Source organism: Stenotrophomonas sp. YJH_SMC_16 (genome assembly GCF_059367875.1).
On the sequence record NZ_JCAFRH010000011.1, the window covers coordinates 1 to 19,075 of the forward strand.

14 protein-coding genes are annotated in these 19,075 nt (G+C 66.4%); 13 read left to right on the forward strand and 1 reads right to left on the reverse strand.

Annotated elements, in window-relative coordinates; translation table 11 throughout:
• Nucleotides 1-5,229 (reverse strand): wall-associated protein (locus AC5P6E_RS18850; protein WP_495231219.1); only part of this gene is annotated, 5,229 nt, incomplete at its 3' end.
• 241 nt (nt 5,230-5,470) lie between these two features.
• Between AC5P6E_RS18850 and AC5P6E_RS18855 the strand changes: the two genes are divergently transcribed.
• From AC5P6E_RS18855 to AC5P6E_RS18915, 13 genes are all read left to right on the forward strand, one after another.
• Entirely contained in the window at nt 5,471-6,010 is a 540-nt protein-coding gene (locus tag AC5P6E_RS18855; protein ID WP_019336503.1) for a GNAT family N-acetyltransferase, read from the forward strand.
• Complete coding sequence (locus tag AC5P6E_RS18860) at nt 6,007-6,339, forward strand: non-heme iron oxygenase ferredoxin subunit (RefSeq protein WP_005412525.1); 333 nt, start codon at nt 6,007-6,009, stop codon at nt 6,337-6,339. The genes AC5P6E_RS18855 and AC5P6E_RS18860 overlap by 4 nt, the downstream gene beginning before the upstream one ends.
• Nucleotides 6,340-6,544: 205 nt before the next feature.
• On the forward strand, nt 6,545-6,949 hold the full coding sequence (locus tag AC5P6E_RS18865) for a hypothetical protein (RefSeq protein ID WP_019336502.1): 405 nt from the start codon (nt 6,545-6,547) through the stop codon (nt 6,947-6,949).
• 150 nt (nt 6,950-7,099) lie between these two features.
• Nucleotides 7,100-9,409 carry a TonB-dependent receptor domain-containing protein gene (locus tag AC5P6E_RS18870; RefSeq protein WP_029550663.1) on the forward strand — a complete coding sequence of 770 codons (2,310 nt, stop codon included), beginning with the start codon at nt 7,100-7,102 and terminating at the stop codon, nt 9,407-9,409.
• A gap of 68 nt (nt 9,410-9,477) precedes the next feature.
• Nucleotides 9,478-10,197 carry a tetratricopeptide repeat protein gene (locus AC5P6E_RS18875; RefSeq protein ID WP_019336500.1) on the forward strand — a complete coding sequence of 240 codons (720 nt, stop codon included), beginning with the start codon at nt 9,478-9,480 and terminating at the stop codon, nt 10,195-10,197.
• A gap of 10 nt (nt 10,198-10,207) precedes the next feature.
• Entirely contained in the window at nt 10,208-10,885 is a 678-nt protein-coding gene (locus tag AC5P6E_RS18880) for a Fe2+-dependent dioxygenase (protein ID WP_019336499.1), read from the forward strand.
• Between the two features lie 164 nt (nt 10,886-11,049).
• Nucleotides 11,050-11,460, forward strand: coding sequence for a hypothetical protein (locus tag AC5P6E_RS18885; RefSeq protein ID WP_049413405.1), 411 nt, complete (start codon nt 11,050-11,052; stop codon nt 11,458-11,460).
• A 146-nt stretch (nt 11,461-11,606) separates the two neighbouring features.
• The gene (locus AC5P6E_RS18890; protein WP_019337103.1) at nt 11,607-14,027 is read left to right on the forward strand and encodes a TonB-dependent receptor domain-containing protein; all 2,421 of its coding nucleotides are present in this window, start codon (nt 11,607-11,609) and stop codon (nt 14,025-14,027) included.
• 248 nt (nt 14,028-14,275) lie between these two features.
• The gene (locus AC5P6E_RS18895) at nt 14,276-14,914 is read left to right on the forward strand and encodes a PepSY-associated TM helix domain-containing protein (protein WP_019337104.1); all 639 of its coding nucleotides are present in this window, start codon (nt 14,276-14,278) and stop codon (nt 14,912-14,914) included.
• Between the two features lie 40 nt (nt 14,915-14,954).
• Nucleotides 14,955-15,473, forward strand: a complete 519-nt coding sequence (locus AC5P6E_RS18900) for a DUF2271 domain-containing protein (RefSeq protein ID WP_019337105.1) — start codon at nt 14,955-14,957, stop codon at nt 15,471-15,473.
• Nucleotides 15,474-15,548: 75 nt separating this feature from the next.
• Nucleotides 15,549-16,352: a DUF4198 domain-containing protein gene (locus AC5P6E_RS18905; protein ID WP_019337106.1), complete on the forward strand. Its 804-nt coding sequence runs from the start codon at nt 15,549-15,551 to the stop codon at nt 16,350-16,352.
• A 54-nt stretch (nt 16,353-16,406) separates the two neighbouring features.
• A complete protein-coding gene (locus AC5P6E_RS18910) occupies nt 16,407-17,378 on the forward strand; it encodes an FAD:protein FMN transferase (RefSeq protein WP_019337107.1) in 972 nt (323 codons plus the stop codon).
• Entirely contained in the window at nt 17,375-18,979 is a 1,605-nt protein-coding gene (locus tag AC5P6E_RS18915) for a sulfite reductase subunit alpha (RefSeq protein WP_019337108.1), read from the forward strand. The genes AC5P6E_RS18910 and AC5P6E_RS18915 overlap by 4 nt, the downstream gene beginning before the upstream one ends.
• The last annotated feature ends 96 nt before the right edge of the window (nt 18,980-19,075 follow it).

The window sequence follows — 19,075 nt, forward strand, 5'->3', positions numbered from 1 at the left end:
ACTGGCGCAGTAGGTCCCGCCGCTCGACTGCACGTAGGTATTGGGGCCGGTGTACAGGCGCCGTCCAGCTCCGGAAGGCTCAAGCTGATACTCCGTTGCCCCCGGAACCGCGCGCCAGCCGACGCTGCATTGCACCTGATAAGGCGCCTTGCGCGTGCTGAGCCACTCGGCCACGTAGATCTGAGTGGCCGCGGGAGGAAGCACCACGGAGACATTGGCGATGCCCGAGTAGGGACTGCACCCCGCGAAATTGCACGCCCTCACGCGATAGGCGTAGCTGCCTTTGCCACGGCTGGCACCAAAGCTGTTCCCGCCGCCGTTATGCACCACCGTCCAGCCACCACCGTTGGCACTCTCCTCCAGCACGAAACTCTCGCTGTTGGCCGGCACCGACCAGCTCAGGCTGTACTGCGGCACGTTCACCAGGCCCGGCGCGCTGATCACCGGCTCGATCGTCGGCGGTCCGATCACCGCTACCGTCGACGTGGCCGACCAAGGTCCGCAGCCCGCGCCATTGCAGGCGGCAACCCGATAGCCGTAGTTGCCCACACCACGCGCGGCGGTGGCATAGGAACCCGCGTTGCCGTCGAACAGCGTGACCCATCCACCACCATTGCTGCTTTCCTGCAGGGTGTAGCGCGTGGCACCAGCCACCCCGTTCCAGCCAATGCCGATACTGCCCGGCGCAGCGCGTGCCGGCGCAGAAAGACCTGGCGCAGTGGCAGGCGGATACACCACCGTCACCGCAGCCGTGGCGCTGTATCCCGTGCACCCCACCGGGTTACATGCGCGAACCCGGTAGTTGTAGCTTCCCGCTGCCTTGCCACTGAAGGCCTTGGACTGACTGATGGCGTTGTGCACCTGGGCCCATGCGCCACCATTGGCGCTTTCCTCCAGCTCATAGCGCTCGGCACCGGAAGCCGCAGACCAAGCCACGTTGTAGCTGCCGTTGAAGGCCGTGGCAGGCAGGTTCAAGGTCGGTACGGTGGATGGCGCCAGTGCCACGGCCACTGATGCGACATTGCTCCATCCGCCGCACACCGCCCGGCAGCCGCGCACGCGGAACTGATAGGTTCCCGTGACCAGGCCGGTACTGGTGAACGATTGCGCCGCGCCATCAAAGACCGTGCTCCAGGTGCCCGCAAGGGCACGCTGCAGCTCATAGCGGTTGGCACCACCGGCCGGGCTCCAGGTCAGGTTCACGCTGCCCTGGGTGATGTAGCCCGGCGCACTCAGCGCGGGAACGCCGGGTGCGGCTTCGCCATGCACCTGGGACACCAGGCTGCCTGACAGGTAGAGATAGTCGGTCTGTTTGCCGGTACGTTCGTTGCGCTGGAATCGCAGCACACCGCCGTTGTCGTAGAACGAATAGATCGCCCCCTTGCCACTGGCGCTGGCCTTCACCCGGCGCCCGTGGGCGTCGTACTCGTAACTCTCTGCTGTACCCGCCGCACGCAGTCGGTTGCCGTAATCAAACGCGAAAGCTTGACCATTGCGCACCGAGAGATTGCCCTGCACGTCATAGCCAAGACCGGTCACGGTTGCCCCGGTTCCGGTTTCGATCACGTTGACCAGCCGATTGGTCGGATCGAAATAGTGCGTACGATCGCGGCTGCCGACCTTGGCACGGCGCAGGTTGTCCAGCGCGTCATACTCATACAATGCGTTGCCGAAGCCCGGTGCAGTGACCGTCCGCAACCGGTCCAGGCCGTCATAGGTCATGTCCCGGTTACCGGGCGCCCCGGGCAGGCCATCGGAAATGGCCATCACATTGCCGCCGGCATCGTAGTCGTAGCTGTCATCCAGCACTGCGGCCGCTGCAGTGGCATCGCGGCTGCGGTCAGGCAGTCCGCGGGCATTCTGGGTCAACGTGTGCACGATCCCGTTGCCATAGACAAAGCGGGCCAGCGCGCCATTGGCAAAGTAACTGGCCTCCTTTGCATAGCCGCCGACCGTCGTCGCCCGACCCAGTGCATCCGGCGCATAGCTGACGACACGCCCCCCCGGGTAGGTATTGCTGGCCAGTGTGCCGTTGGCATCGTAGCCATAGGCCAGGCTCAGGCTTCCCAGATCCGGATGCTGCAGGGTTTCGCCGCTGAGCAGGCGGCGGCGGTTGTACTGGTAGCGGTTGACGACCATCGGCCGGGCCGGATCGTTCTGCGTGCTGATCTCGGCAGGCAGACCATCAGGCGCGTAGGACCAGTTCTGATTTCCGCGCCCATCCGGGAAGATCAGGGTCGACAAGCGGTTGGCAGCATCGTAACTGCGCTTCACCGCACGTCCACCGGCCAGCGCTTCACTGCGGTTGCAGTCGGTGGTGCTGGTCAAACCCGTGCCAGCCGCCGACCACAGCACGTTGCCTGCCGCGTCGTAGTCCTGCACGGTCGCGCCGGTTTCCGGTTCGATGGTCTTGCACAGCTGCTGGTAGCCGTCATAGACGTAGCGGCGGGTCAGCGACTGGCTGCCGTCTGCACTGCGGCGGGTGATCGCCAGCGGCTTGCCCAACGTGTCTCGCTGGATCTCGGTCACCACGCCTTCCGGATGCTGCAGCGTCAGCGGCATCTCATAGCTGGGCTGGTCGTAGGCAAGATGACGGGTCGTCGTGGCCTGGCCGCGTGGATTGGTCACCTTCACCGACAGATTGCCCACGTACTCGGTGCGGGTAACCAGTGCCCCCAGCTCGGACGATTGACTGACCACGGTGGGGCGGCCCAACGCGTCGTACTGCGTCGTGATGCCGGTCAGGGTGGCATTGATATCGGAGAACTGCCGCGTGGGATACGAGGCAAACACAGTCTTGCCGCTGGTGTCGTAGCGGGTCACCACGGCGCTGTCCAGCACGTTGTTGGCGTTTTCGGTCACCAGCACCGGGCGGAACATCGCATCCAGGTAGGTATCCGTGCGCCGCCCGCCCTGCGTGCGGGAGTGCTTCCACGCACCGGCGGGCACCCCCAGCTGCGCGCCACCCAGCCGCTGCAGGTCCATGGTTACGCCATTCCAGTTCACGCTGTCACCGCCTGGGAACTGCTGGCTGCGCAGCCTGCCCATGCTGTCGTAGCTGAAGCTGGTGGTTGCGCCGGTTTCGTCGGTCAGCGAGGTGATCCAACCGTTGTCGTCGACGGCAACCGTGCGCACCGCGCCATTGGGCGCTTCGGGCGTAGCCGGCATGCGCAGCTGCTGCGGAACGCCACGCTTCCATCCCGACAGATGGCTGGTATTGCCGCGGCCATCGGCCACCGAGGCAACCGTGCCGTCGGCTGCGTAGGTCACCTGCTGCGCCAGGCGGCCGAATGCATAGGCGCGCAGCGGCAGTGCTTTGGCCGTATCGAATTCGGTGCGGGACTGCTCGATGCCATTGAGCACACTGCGCGCCACCTGGCCGTTCACCCACAGCGCGGGATTGTCGTAGTAGCTGGTGCTGCTGGTGCGACTCTGGCCGGCGGAATTCGCTTCGACAACGGTGACTTCGCGCGCAAATGCATCAAAGGCCTGCACGGTGCGGGTGAACTGCACGCCATCCTGTTCCACAACGGTGGATTGGACGGGGCGGTTGTAATGGGCCTTGAGATCGTTGGCACCGTACTTGAAGTCCTTGCCGGCCTCCTTCGGGAAGGGCGCCGCATCCAGCTGGGCATCCGGATAGTAGTTGTTGCGGTCAATGCGCACGACCGCGCCACCCGATCGCGTTGTCGTGGACAGCAACAGACCGTCGTTGTAGGCAACTTCCTTGCCGAACTCATAGACGCGAACGACACCATCGGGCAGCGTTTCAGTGGTGATCTTCGGCTCTGCCTGGCCCACCGGGATTACTGGACCGCCCAGGTCCTGGGCGAAAGCACCGTTGAGATTGGTGTATTGATAAGTCCACTGTGCAGTGGGCATGCCCGGACCGCTGATGGTCTTGGTCACCAGCGACATTGCGTCACGGTAGACCGGCGTGTAGTTCCAGCCATCGGCAAATAGGTGATTGTCGCCAGAGGTCTGGCAATCCAGCTTTACATTCTTGCGCCCGTGGCGGAACGGGCGGAACAGGAACGTTCCCAGCGCACCCGACGGATGCTGGATGCTCAGGGTGATCTCGCTGGGCACGATCTTGTTGACGCGCGAGCATGTGGCCGGGTAGTCCATGTACTCCCAGATGCTCTGCCCGATGTAGTCGGCATACTTGTGGGTGACTGACAGCGGCGGCAGGTTGTAGACCCATTGGGTACCGTCCGGCAGCGTCACTGTCCGCAGGATATCGGCCTCCGTGTACCCATAAGTCCAGGTGCGCCCTGCAGCGGTTGCGGACGCGATCAGTCCTTTCGCGTTGTAGCCCAGGCTGATCTCGCGGCCATCGTTGGCAACCATGCGCAACAGCCGGTCGCCACTCCACTCGTAGCGCACCCAGTTGCCGAAGCGATCCACAACCTGCGATGGGTACAGGAACACACGCTTTCGATTCAGCAGTGCATTGCTTTCTGGCCCGTAGGGTTGCAGCGTTGCACCGTTGTGGGGCTTGGCGACCATCCAGTCGAAGTAGTACTTGGTACCGTCGGGCGCATGACCAAGGAAGCCTTGTCCCGGCTGTCCGCTCTTCAGGGCGGTCAGGCAACTGAACGTCCAGCCGCCCTTGGTATTCCAAGGCGCCGGTTCGCCAAACTGTGGCTGCGGCTGGCGCGCATCACCGCTGCCTCCCAGGACCGGCTCACCGCCACCGCCTGGCAGGGAAAGGCGCACGCCATCCCAGAATGTAGTGGGACTGAAATTGACGGTCTGGGTTTGGCGACGGTTCCAGACCTCCAGCGCTGGGGGCGCCGCCACCGTACTGCAGCGCGCAGCAGGCGCCCAGTAGCCGACAGCAGCGGTCTCCGGCAGATCACCATAGACGCCGGACATGGACGGAATATCCAGATCCCAATCCGAGAATGGGCTCTCACTACTGCCATCGCCATCGCGGTAGCTGCGGCCCAAGGTCATCGTCAGGCTGCCATTGCCCGGAATCGAAACATCCGTGGCCTTGAAGCTGATCGAGCCGTCGTAGAGATTGACCTGCTCGCCGAAGATCTCGCCCTTCAGCGGCTCGACAAGGTCCCCGTACTTCAGTCGCTTGTCGTACTCCTGCCGCCAGGTGGGAACGATCTGGGCGGAAACGCCGACCGGTGCCAGCACGCACAGGGCAACGACACCGAGAAGCAGACCCTTGGCAGCCATTGCCGCGCGCGGATGAGAAATGAGGCCAGACTGCATGCAGATCCTCCCTGGATCGACGTCCCTGTGTGCCCCACCCGCGCCGAACGGCAGTTGGCCTTCGACCAGGCGGCACCCACGCCGGCAGACAGCCACGAGTTGCTTCACGGTGGGCGGGTGCTGGTCACAGATATGAACGAATAATGAAGATGGCGTCAAGTCTACGTATTGGCCACACTCGGCAAAGTCACGTCAGCCAGCAGCCTCCCGTGCCCTTCCCCGCTCCACATAGAATGTCCCCATGAGCACCCTGACCTTCCGCGCCGCCACGCCGGCCGACATCCCCGCCCTTATTGCCCTCGTCACCTCGGCCTACCGCGGCGATGCCAGCCGCGTCGGCTGGACCACCGAAGCCGACCTGCTGGACGGCGCCCGCATCGACGCCGAGGGCATCCAGGCCGACCTGGACCGCCCGCGCTCCACCATCCTGCTGGCCGAGCGCGATGGCCAGCTGATGGCCTGCGCCCACGTCGCCGATGTCGACGGCAAGGGCTACTTCGGCATGTTCTCGGTCGACCCGGCCCAGCAGGGTGGCGGCGTTGGCAAGCAGCTGATGGACGCCGCCGAAGCGCACGCCGCACGCGAATGGAAGGTGCCGGTGATGCAGATGACGGTGATCGACGTGCGCGACGAGCTGATCGCCTTCTACGAGCGTCGCGGCTACAGCCGCACCGGCATCAAGAAGCCGTTCCCGTATGGCGACGAGCGTTTCGGCATTCCCAAGCGCGACGACCTGCGCTTCGAGATCCTGGAAAAGCCGCTGGCCGGAGCCGCCGCGTGAGCGAGGCCTGGACCTTCGTCTGTGCCGGCAACGAGCTGTTGCCGGGCGAAATGAAGAGCGTGTTCGACGAGGTGACAGGCACGCCGATCGTGGTGTTCAACCTCGACGGCGAGCTGTACGCACTGGAAGACCAGTGCACGCATGAAGAGTTCGAACTGTCCTCCGGCGAGTTCAACACGACCGAAGGCAGTGTGGAGTGCGTGCTGCACGGCGCGCGCTTCGACGTGCGTGACGGGCGCGCCCTGTGCGCCCCGGCCTACAGCCCGGTGCCCAAGTTTCCGGTGAAGCGCGAGCACGACGCTGTCTGGACCCGCGACGACCGGGATTGAGGCGGCACTCCGCCCTGAGAGGTCATCCACGGGGCGCCCCGGCAGAGAGCATTCACACCCATGGGGTGGATGTACCGAAAGCCCATGAGGGCCTTCCCAGGCCGTTCCGGGGCCGCCCCAGCGGCCCGCCACGCCCAGTACATGCGAATCATTATCGTTGATGTTATTCTACGTAACATCTTCGTAACGACTCCGCCTCCGCGCCATGGCTTCGCCCGCGCCCACCGCCACGCTGTGCCAGCTTGCCCGTCAAGGGTGGCCGCTGGTTGTGGCCGTGCTGCTGACGCTGCTGCTGGGCTGGTCGGCACTGCACGAAGGACGCGACAACGGCCCTGCTGCCCACGGCTGGCAGGCACAGGCTGAAGATCTGCAGCAGGTCATGCCGATGCCGGCCCCGCCGGCGGACGAGTGCCCGCACCATGCCGCGCCAGCACCGGAGCCGCCGCTGGATGGCGAGGGCACCACGCCCTGTACCGGACTGGCTCCCCCGCGCGCCGTCCTGGTCGCGCATGTTCCGCTGTGGCGCTCCAACGCCCTGCGCTGGCAGCTGCACGATCCCGCACTGCGGTTGAACCCCGGCCACGCACCGCCCGCACCGCACGCCAGCTGAGGCGCCCTGCGGCTTTTGCCGTGCGCCTGTTTACGTTTCCTGCCAGCCGAGCGTCGGCTCGGCTCTACAGATATCGCCTTCTACATGCCGTCGCGCTGCCTGCGCTTCGGCCCGTGCCCTTTTCTGATCCAAGCCACCGCCACCCAGACCATGACCCACATCACGTCCCGCAAGCACGCCCCGCGCGTTTCCCTGCTCGCTACCGCCACCCTGGCCGCCGGCTTCGCACCGCTGGCCGCACAGGCCGCCGACAGCGCCGATGCCAGCTCCCGCAACGCCACCGACCTGGACAAGGTGCAGGTGCGCGGCAGCTGGTTCAATCCGTCCTCGCCGAAGTTCACCGCCGAGCTGCTGGACACCCCGAAGTCGGTGTCGATCGTGTCGGAAAAGCTGATCGCCGAAACCGGTGCGACCAACCTGCAGGATGCGCTGCGCATGGTCCCGGGTATCACCTTCGGTGCCGGCGAAGGCGGCAACCCGACCGGTGACCGCCCCTTCATCCGTGGCTTCGATTCGCAGAGCAACGTCTTCGTCGACGGCCTGCGCGACGTCGGCTCGCAGACCCGCGAGATCTTCGACCTGGAGCAGGTGGAAGTGGTCAAGGGACCGAGTTCGGCCTACGGCGGCCGTGACTCCGGTGGTGGCAGCCTGAACCTGGTGAGCAAGACGCCGAAGCTGAAGAACGAGACCAGCGCCAGCATGGGCATCGGCACCGACAGCTACGCGCGCGGCACCGTGGACGCCAACTACGTGCTGGGCGATGGCATCGCCGCCCGCCTGAACCTGATGAAGCACGCGTCGGACATCGCCGGTCGTGATGCGGCCAATGTCAGCCGTTGGGGCATCGCGCCGTCGATCGCGTTCGGCCTGAACGGCCCGGCGCAGCTGATTGCGAGCCACTACCACATGCAGAGTGATGACCTGCCCGATGCGGGTGGTTTCCCGTACAACAACCCGTTCACCAGCGGCCCGAACGTGGCCAAGAACGGCGACGGCCGCCCGATGGTGCCGGACCGCAACAACTACTACGGCCTGGTCGACCGTGATTTCCAGCGTACCCGCGCCGATATCAGCACCCTGGACGCCAGCTACGATTTCGGCGGCCACAAGCTGCGCAACATCGCGCGCCTGGGCAACACCAGCAACGACTACCTGTGGACCCAGCCGGACGACAGCAAGGGCAACCCGAACAACTACGGCACCCTGTGGCGCCGCACCAACAGCCGCGCCGTCGACGTCAAGAGCTTCGCGGACCAGCTGGGCCTGACCGGCGCCTTCCAGACCGGCGCGCTCAAGCACAGCTACAGCGCGGGCGTGGAGTACAGCGACGAGAAGATGACCCGCGGCAGCTATCAGATGACGCCGGGCACCGCCAATCCGCTGGAACCTCTCGCGGCCAACAGCTCGGTGTGCCGGGTGTCCGGCGCTGCCACCAATTACAACTGCACCGACTTCAACAATCCGAACCCGAACGATCCGTGGGCGGCCGGTCAGATCGTCTACCGCAGCAACAAGGCGCTGGACGTTGAACAGCGCACCAAGACCAAGTCCGCCTATCTGTTCGACACCATCGAGCTCAATGCACAGTGGAGCTTCAACGTCGGCCTGCGCTATGACGATTACAGCACCACGCTGACCACGCCGGTGCTCAACGCAGCGCCGACCCGCCTGCGCAACAGCAACGACTTCCTGAACTACCAGGCCGGCGTCGTGTTCAAGCCGGCCACCAACGGCAGCATCTACCTGTCCTGGGGCACCTCCTCGACCCCGCCGGGCATGGACGGTGGTGACGGTTCGGACGGCCTGAGCGCGGCCGTTGCCGACCTCAAGCCGCAGGACACGAAGAACCTCGAACTGGGCACCAAGTGGGACCTGCTGGACAACCGCCTGAACCTGACTGCTGCGATCTTCCACACCGTGATGAACAACGCGCGCGTGACCGTCGACAACGGCACCAGCCAGAACGCCGGCAAGAAAGAGATCAACGGTTTCGAGCTGGGCTTCAACGGCCAGTTGACCGACGCCTGGAGCCTGTACGGCGGCTACACCTACCTCGATTCCGAGCTGAAGGACAATGGCTTTGTCTGTGGCGCACCGGTGGGCCGCACCTGCCCGTCCAACGTCTACGTGCCGTCGCCGAACAACGGCAACGTGTTCCCGAACACCGCCAAGCACAGCGCCAACCTGTGGACCACCTACCGCTTCCCGATCGGCCTGACCATCGGCGCTGGTGCGTTCTACTCGGACAAGCAGTACGGTGATGTGGCCAACACCAAGTGGATTGCCAGCTACACCCGCTTCGACGCGATGGCCAGCTACGCGATCCAGGACAACATCAGCCTGCAGCTCAACGTGCAGAACCTGACCGACAAGACCTACTTCACCAAGGCCTATGCCTCGCACTACGCGAGCATCGCCCCGGGTCGCTCGGCCACCCTGGCACTGAACGTGAAGTTCTGATGTAACTTCGCTCCACCACGGCGGCAGGCTCTCCTGCCGCCGTTTTTGTTTCCGGCGATACTCACCCCATGGCGACCCTTACCCCCATCGACAGCGACGCCCTGGCCGAACTGCTGCAGCACGACCCGGCAGCCGCGTTCGCACGCGTGCGCGACGCTGCGCAGGCCGGCCAGGTCGAGGCACAACTGCTGCTCGCGCAGATGCACATGGAAGGCAAAGGCACCGCGCAGGACGCCTCGGCGGCACTGCTCTGGTACGAAACCGCCGCCAACAACGGCGCGCCGATGGCGATGAACATGCTGGGCCGCTGCCACGAACTGGGCCAGGGCACCACGGCCAATCCGGCACTGGCCGCAGTGTGGTACCGCCGCGCGGCCGACACCGGGCTGGACTGGGGCCTGTACAACCTGGCCAACCTGCTGGCCACCGGCCGCGGCGTGCCGCTGGACCGCGCGCAGGCGCTGGCGCTGTACACGCGCGCCGCGCACCTGGGCCACGCCAAATCGATGAACCTGCTGGCCCGCCACCTCGAAGACGGACTGGAGATCGAGCGCGATCCGCAGGCGGCGCTGGACTGGTACCAGCGCGCGGCCGAGGCCGGTGATTTCCGCGGCCAGGCCAACTACGCCTCGATCCTGCTGCAGGCCGGCCACGTCGAGCAGGCCGTGCACTGGCTGCGGCTTGCACTGGCCCACGGCAGCCCGGCGTTCATGGCGCACCTCGTGCCGGAACTGGCCGCATCGCCGCATCCACAGGTGCGCGCCCTGGTCGCACCGCCGTCCCTCTGAGGAGTCCCGCATGCTGCTGCACATCCCCGACATTCTCAGCGCCGACCAGGTGGCCGACTTCCGCCGCCGGCTGGATGCCGCCGACTGGACCGATGGCCGCGAGACCGTCGGCCATCTGGGCGCACAGGCCAAGCACAACCAGCAGCTGCCCGAGGCCTCACCGCTGCGCCGCGAACTGGGCGAGATCATCCTCGTCGCACTGGCCCGGCACCCGCTGTTCTTCAGCGCCGCGCTGCCACTGAAGTACCTGCCACCGCGCTTCAATCGCTACAGCGGCGGCGGCACCTATGGTTTCCACGTCGACGGCGCGGTGATGAACCTGGCCAACGGCGAACAGCTGCGTTCGGACATCTCCTGCACCCTGTTCCTCTCGGCGCCGGACGAGTACGAGGGCGGCGAACTGATCATCAGCGACACCTACGGCGAGCATGAAGTGAAGCTGCCGGCGGGCGACCTGATCGTGTATCCGTCCAGCAGCCTGCACCAGGTGCGGCCGGTGACCCGAGGTGCGCGCGTGGCCTCGTTCTTCTGGGTGCAGAGCATGGTCCGCGACGATGTGCAGCGCCGCCTGCTGTGGGAAATGGACGGTTCGATCGAGCGCCTGCGGCAGACCGGCGGCGACGCCGAAGCGGTGCTGCAGCTGACCGGCGTGTACCACAATCTGCTGCGGCGCTGGAGCGAAGTCTGAGCCTTGCCGGGCCGGCCTGCGACATTTTGGCAATCATTCTCATTTGCAACAGCTAACAGCTCTCATTACAATCACGCCCCGTTGATGCCGGCCACTGCCGGCAGACCCCTGGGGACCCCTGCTTGCTGCGCCCGCTTCGCCCTCGCCCACTCATCCATCGCAAGATGGGCACCGCCATGCGCGGCCAGCGTCCTGCGCTGGCCAGCCTGCTGGCGTGGGTGGCGATGCTGGTACTGCTGATGGGTACTCTGCCGCTGCTCCCAGAGGCCCACGCCGGCAACGCCGCGCAGGCAGTGCAGCCGCCGCTGGAAGAGCGTGGCGGCGAAGCCCCGCTGCAGGAAGAAGCCCCGGCCAAGCTGCGTCGCTGTGCTGCCGCGCCGGTGAAATCAGCCGAGAAGGCACACCCGCCGCTGCTGCTGGCCAGCCAGTGGCTGCGTACCGAACGTGAACTCGTACCCGCCACGCCGGCCATGCCCGGTGTGCGCCCGGACTGGCCGCTGGCCGCTCCGGACACGCCCTGGGCCGACGCGCCCGGGCGCCGCCAGCAACGCGGCCAGGCGCCGCCGCTCGCCTGATCCACGGCCCTGCGTGACCGCCCGCGCGGTCGCGTCAGCGCACCGCTGCCTGCTTCATCCCTGCCGCCCCTGACCGGGCCTCCCCGTGCATGCCGCGCCACTCGCGCCTGGCATTGCACCACCCTGCATCCTTCGAGGTTACTGCCATGGCCCAGCGCCATCGTGTCCGTTCGTCCCTGTCCCGTACCCTGCTGACCAGTGCCGTACTGGCGGCCATGACCGCCCCTGCCTTCGCCCACGGTGACGCTTCCGGCGCGCCGCAGACGCTGGACAAGGTGGTGGTCACCGCCTCCGGCTTTGAACAGAAAGTGGTCGATGCGCCGGCCAGCATCAGCGTGGTCAGCCGCGAAGAGCTGAGCAAGCGCCCCTATACCAGCCTGGTCGACGCCCTGCGCGACGTGGAAGGCATCGACGTCGGCCTGGAAGCCACCGACAAGAACGGCCGCGCCACCATCTCCATGCGCGGCCTGCCGTCCGAATACACCCTGGTGCTGATCGACGGTCGCCGCCAGAGCAACGCCGGTCAGCTGTATCCCAACAACTTCGGCGGTGGCCAGTTCGCCTACCTGCCGCCGCTGGATGCGATCGAACGCATCGAAGTGGTGCGTGGCCCGATGTCCACGCTGTACGGCTCGGATGCAATGGGCGGCGTCATCAACATCATTACCCGCCGCAACCAGGACAGCTGGCACGGCGCGGTCACCCAGGGCTTCACCGTGCAGCAGGACGACCAGTTCGGCGATGCGCGCAGCACCGACCTGTACCTGAGCGGCCCGCTGGTCAAGGATCGCCTCGGCCTGGCCGTGCGCGGCAGCTACTACGACGCCAAGGCATCCAATCCCGAATGGGATGCACTGACCCTGCCCGATGGCACGCTGTGGGAACGCAGCATCGGATTCGGTGGCGGCGGCAAGTCGGTGGCCAACACCAACTGGAACACCGGCGTGCGGCTGAACTTCCATGTCAACGACGACCACGAACTGTGGCTGGACTACGACGTCTCGCGCCAGAAGTACGACAACAGCGAGGGCCAGACCGGCACGCTCGACAGCCTGGCCAGCCTGTGGCGCGTGGGCAACGCGGTGGTCCCCAATCCGAATGGCAGCGGCACGGTCACCCGCCGCGTGGTGCAGCCGCGCGTGGGCTACACCGCCTACCAGCGCTATGAGCGCGACCAGCTGTCGCTGACCCATCAGGGCCGCTACAGCTTCGGCACCTGGCAGACCTCGCTGACCCACAGCAAGAGCAACAACCTCGGCCGCTCGCTGCCGTTGACCCTGGACGAGCGCGCCGGCCTGCAGACCCTGTGGAACGACGTCTGCCGCCGTACCGGCGCGGCCAACAACTGTGCCGCCGGCCGCAACAACGCCCTGGGTGCACTCAACGCCAGCGAACAGGCGCGCCTGCAGGCCTTCCTGCCACGTCCGCTGCGCACCATGGAACTGGAAGGCTACGTGTTGGACACGATGCTCGACCTGGACTTCGGCGCGCACAAGCTCACCGTCGGCGGCCAGTACAACGACACCGACATGGTGGACGGCGTGTTCGGCATGGACGGTGCCGGCTATCGCAGCAACACCAAGCAGAAGCACCGCATGTGGGCGCTGTTCGCCGAGGACAACTGGTCGTTGACCGACACCCTGACCGCCACCTTCGGCCTGCGCTACGACGACCACAACATCTTCGGCAGCCATGTCAGCCCGCGCGGCTACCTGGTCTGGAACGCCACCGACGCATGGACCTTCAAGGGTGGTATCAGCACCGGCTACAAGACCCCGCGTCCGGACCAGTTGTTTCCCGGCATCACCGGCTTTGGTGGCCAGGGCGTGCTGCCGCTGGTGGGTTCGCCGAACCTGAAGCCGGAAACCAGCACCAACTACGAGCTGGCCGCGTACTACGAGGGCCAGCGCTGGGGCTTCAACGTCACCGGCTTCATCAACAAGTTCGAAGACAAGATCGCCAGCGGCGGCACGTTCCCCAACTGTGAGGTTGCACCAGCCGGCAGTGGTTACTGCGTGGACATCGGCCCGGGCTGGGCGTCGCTGGGCTACAGCACGTTCACCCAGAGCGTGAACATCGACAAGGCTGAAACCCGCGGCGCGGAACTGGCCGGCCACGTCGACCTGCTGGACAACCTGCAGCTGCGTGGCAATTACACCTGGACCAGGAGCGAGCAGACCGCCGGTTCCGGCAAGGGTCTGCCGATCACCGGCACCATGCCGGCCAAGCACATGGCCAACGCCAGCCTCAACTGGCAGCTCAACGATGCCATCAGCCTGTCGCTGATCGGCGAAGGCCGCTACGACCGCTACCGCGACACGATCCTCGATGCCGCCGGTGCCAGCCACACCCGCTACTACGAGGACTACACCATCTTCCACCTCGGTGGCAGCTGGAAGGCTACGCAGTGGCTGACCGTCAACGCGCGGGTCAACAACCTGTTCGACAAGAACTTCGTCTCGCAGTCGTGCCTGCTGACCAGCCCCAGCGAATACAACTGCGTGGACGATTACGCCACCAAGGACCAGCGCCGCAGCTATTGGATCTCGCTCAACGCGAAGTTCTGATCGCCGCTCTGGTGGGTGCCGACCTTGGTCGGCACCGTTTCATCCACGCATGGCGTGGATCTACTGCCCGTAGCGACCTTGGTCGGCACCGCTTCATCCACGCATGGCGTGGATCTACCGGTCAGCGGTAGTTGGTAGTGCCGGCCGCTGGCCGGCAATCCCCCTCCAGAGATACACAACGACATCTAATTGCGAGCAATTCTCATCAATGATGTAATGACCAGTATTCATCCGTCCCGAACCGTGCCGTGAGCCGTCCCGCATCTTCCACCGTGCAGCAGCAACAGAGCCGCGGCTTCTGGCTGCGTACCCTGCACCAGTGGCACTGGATCAGCTCGGCGGTCTGCCTGATCGGCATGCTGCTGTTCGCGGTCACCGGCCTGACCCTCAACCACGCCGCGAAGATCGAGGCCAAGCCGCAGGTGCAGAACCAGCACCTGGAACTACCGGCCGGGCTGCTCGGCCAACTGGGCACGCGCGAGGAAGGCAACGCACCGATCCCGCGCCCGGCCCGGGAATGGCTCGACGGTCAGCTGGGTGTCTCCATCGGCGGCCGCCCGGCCGAATGGTCGGCCGAGGAAATCTATCTGTCGCTGCCACGCCCCGGCGGCGACGCCTGGTTGAGCATCGACCGCGAAACCGGCGCGGTGGAGTACGAATCGACCTCACGCGGCGCGGTGTCCTACCTCAACGACCTGCACAAGGGCCGCAATGCCGGACCCGCGTGGGGCTGGTTCCTGGACGTGTTCGCCGTCGCCTGCCTGGTGTTCTGCATCACCGGCCTGTTCCTGCTGCACCTGCATGCGCGGCAGCGACGCATGACCTGGCCGCTGGTCGGCCTGGGCCTGATGATCCCGCTGCTGATCGCCCTGCTGCTGATCCACTGACATTCACCGTGATTTCCATCCGTTTCTCCGGAGCCGCCCCATGCGCGTCACCCTGACCATCGCCCTCAGCGGCCTGCTGGCCACCTCGCCGGCCTACGCCACCACCCTCGACATCAACGTCGAAGTGCCCAAGCTCAACGTGGCCGAATACCACCGCCCGTATGTGGCGGTGTGGCTGGAAGGTGCCGACCAGAAGGTCGCGGCCAACCTCTCGGTCTGGTACCAGCAGACCAGCAACAGCGAAGGCCATGGCACCAAATGGCTGCCCGACCTGCGCCAGTGGTGGCGCAAGAGTGGCCGCACCCTGCAGGTACCGGTGGATGGCGTGACCGGCCCGACCCGCCCTGCCGGCAAGCACGCACTGTCGTTCAGCGACAAGCAGCCGGCGCTGAAGCAGCTGGCCCCGGGCAACTACACCCTGGTGGTGGAAGCGGTGCGCGAAGTCGGCGGCCGTGAACTGCTGAAGATTCCCTTCACCTGGCCGGCCACCGCTGCACAGAACGGCCGCGCGCAGGGCGCCACCGAACTGGGCCTGGTCACCCTCGCCGTCAAACCCTGAGAGGGGACGGAGGGGATCAAGTCGTAATCCCCTTGCCCTTGTCGCATCACCCCGCATTCCACTGGAGTCTTCCGCATGAAGCGCACGCTCGTCCTCGCCGCCGCTCTGGCCGCTGCCCTTCCCTTCTCTGCCCTGGCCCACAAGGCCTGGCTGCTGCCCTCGCAGACCGTGATCGCCGGCAACGCGCCGTGGATCACCGTCGATGGTGCGGTCTCCAACGACCTGTTCTATTTCAACCACGTGCCGCTGCGCCTGGAATCGGTGGTGATCACTGCCCCGGACGGCAGCACCGTGCAGGCGCAGAACGCGGCCACCGGCAAGTACCGCAGCGTGTTCGACGTCGAGCTGAAGCAGCAGGGCACCTACCGCATCGCGTCGGTCAATGACGGCCTGTTCGCCACCTACGAGCAGAACGGCGAGCGCAAGCGCTGGCGCGGCAGCGTCGCCACCTTCGGCGAACTGCCCAAGGACGCAAAGAAGCTGGAAGTGAGCCAGTCGGTCGGCCGCGTGGAGACCTTCGTCACCAACGGTGCGCCGAACGACACCGCGCTGAAGCCCACAAACCGTGGCATCGAGCTGGTCGCCGTCGGCCACCCGAACGACCTGTTCGCCGGCGAGGAAGCCACCTTCCGCGTGCTGGTCGACGGCAAGCCGGCCACCGGCCTGGAGTTCGAGATCGTGCGTGGCGCCACCCGCTACCGCAACGCGCAGGACGAACTGAAGGTCACCAGCGATGCCAAGGGCGAGATCAAGGTGACCTGGCCGGAAGCTGGCATGTACTGGCTGGAAACCGGCACCGAGGACAACAAGACCTCGGTGAAGCAGGCCGCCAAGCGCCGCCTGAGCTACGTGGCCACGCTGGAAGTGCTGCCGCAGTAATGACGTGGACCGCGATGCCGGGCAGCCCCGGCATCGCATCTGCAGCACACCACCATGACCGATCCCCTGCTCGACATCGCCCGCCTCGGTGGCACCACCATGGGCACCACCTGGAGCGTGTCGCTGGTCGCGCCGCGCCAGCGCGACCTGTACCCGCTGCATGCCGGCATCCAGGCGCGGCTGGACGAGGTGGTCGCGCAGATGAGCACCTGGGAGCCCGGCTCGGACCTGAGCCGCTACAACCGCGCCAACGCGGGCCAATGGTGCGCGCTGCCGGCTGAGACCCGCCAGGTGCTGGCCTGCGCACAGGCCATCGCCGCCGCCAGCGATGGTGCATTCGATCCCACCGTCGGCCCGTTGGTGGCACTGTGGGGTTTCGGTGCACATGCCGGCGAACGCCGCCAACCCGATGCCGCCACCGTGCAGGCCACGCGCGAGCGCTGCGGTTGGCAGCGCCTGCAATGGCGCAGCGATGCGCTGCTGCAACCGGGCGGACTGGAACTGGATCTGTCGGCGATCGCCAAGGGGTTCGGCGTCGATCACGTGGCCGCCTGGCTGCGCGATCAGGGCATCGCCGCTGCACTGATCGAGGTCGGTGGCGAACTGGCCGGCTACGGCCGAAAACCGGACGGCCAGCCGTGGCGCGTGCTGGTGGAGTCCGCACCGGAAGAAGACGCGCACACCGAAACACCACCGCGGGTGCTGGCACTGGAGGACAAGGCGGTGGCCACCTCCGGTGATCGCTGGCACCAGTACCAGGCCGATGGCCAGGCCTTCAGCCATAGTCTCGACCCGCGCACCGGTATGCCGGTACGCCAGGTCGCCGCAGCGGTCACCGTGGTCGCCGACGATGCCATGCACGCCGATGCCTGGGCCACCGCACTGACCGTGCTCGGCCACGAACAGGGCATGGCGCTGGCCGAACGCGAAGGCCTGGCCGTGCGTTACCTGCAACGGGCCGCCGTAGGCCCCCGCGAATTCCTCAGCAGCGCCTTCCAGCGCCTGCTCGACGAGCAGGACGCATGAGCGCACGTCCATCGCGCGCGTGGCTCGGCAACGCACTGGCTCTGTTCCTGTTGGCAGTGATCGGCTGGGCGCTGCTGCGGCTGCATCTGGGTGAAGCCTGGTGGCAGGGCGCGCCGCCGGCACGGCGAACGCAGATTGCGATCATCGCCACCGCGCTGTATGCGCTGGCCTGCGCCGCACTGTGGTGGCGTGGGCGACCGCGCGACGATGCTGCCTGTGGCGACGTCGCACCGATCCTGATGGTCTGGTCCAGCCAGACCGGTTTTGCCCGCGAACTGGCCGAACGCAGTGCCGAGGCATTGCGCGGTGCCGGCGTGCCGGTGCGCGTGCGCGGCCTGCATGAGGTCGACGCCACGCTGCTGGCCGACAGCCAGCGTGCATTGTTCATCGCCAGCACCACTGGCGAAGGCGACCCACCCGATCATGCGCTGCCGTTCCTGCGCGGCGTGATGACCTCACCGCCTGCGCTGCAGCACCTGCAGTACGGCGTGCTCGCACTGGGCGACCGCAGTTACGGCCACTTCTGCGGATTCGGCCACCAGCTCGATCAGTGGCTGCGCCAGCACGGTGCGCATCCGCTGTTCGATGCCATCGACGTCGACAACGCCGATCCGGCCGCGCTGCGCCATTGGCAGCAGTTGCTGGGCCAGCTCGGCGGCGGCGCCAGCGAACTGCCCGACTGGAGCCCGGCCGAGTACCAGCCGTGGACGCTGCTGCAACGTGAGCATCTGAACCCGGGCAGCCCCGGCGGCCCCGTGTATTGGCTGCGCCTGCAGCCCCCGGCCGATGCAGATGCGCAGTGGCAGGCCGGTGACATCGCCGAGATCGGCCCGCAGCACGCACCGCACACCGTGCGTGCCTGGCTGGACGCACAACGCTTCGATGCGGATACCGTGCTGGATGACGGGCGGACGTTGCTGGCACGCGTCGCGCGCTCGCACCTGCCCTCATTGGTTCCCCCGGGTGATCTGCCCGCATTGCTGGCGACCCTGCAACCGCTGCCCCATCGCGAGTACTCGATTGCCTCGGTGATGGCCGACGGTGCGGTCGAGCTGCTGCTGCGCCGACAGCTGCGCGCGGACGGCACGCCTGGCATCGGCAGCGGCTGGCTGTGCGACCACGCGGCCATCGGCGAACCGGTGCAGCTGCGCCTGCGCCGCAACGACAATTTCCATGGCGTGCCCGCCGACGTACCGCTGCTGCTGATCGGCAACGGCACCGGCATCGCCGGCCTGCGCGCGCATCTGCACGAACGTATCCGCAGTGGCGCACGACGGACCTGGCTGCTGTTCGGTGAGCGCACCGCCGCGCACGACTTCCACTTCGGTGAAGAACTGCAGGCAATGCTGGCCGACGGCTCACTGGCGCGGTTGGATGCCGTGTTCAGCCGCGACGGCGGCGCGCATCGCTATGTGCAGGACCGGCTGCTGGCCGAAGCGGCAACGCTGCGGCAGTGGGTGGATGAAGGCGCCACGATCCTGGTCTGCGGCAGCCTGCAGGGCATGGCCCCGGCGGTGGATGCGGTGATCGAACAGGTGCTGGGTGTTGCGGGCAAGGAAGCGCTGTTGCTGGCCGGTCGTTACCGGCGCGATGTGTATTGAGGTTGCCGCATCCACGCATGGCGTGGATCTACTGCGCGGCGTGTCCAGGCATGGCAACTACACCCCAGTAGATCCACGCCATGCGTGGATTGAGCC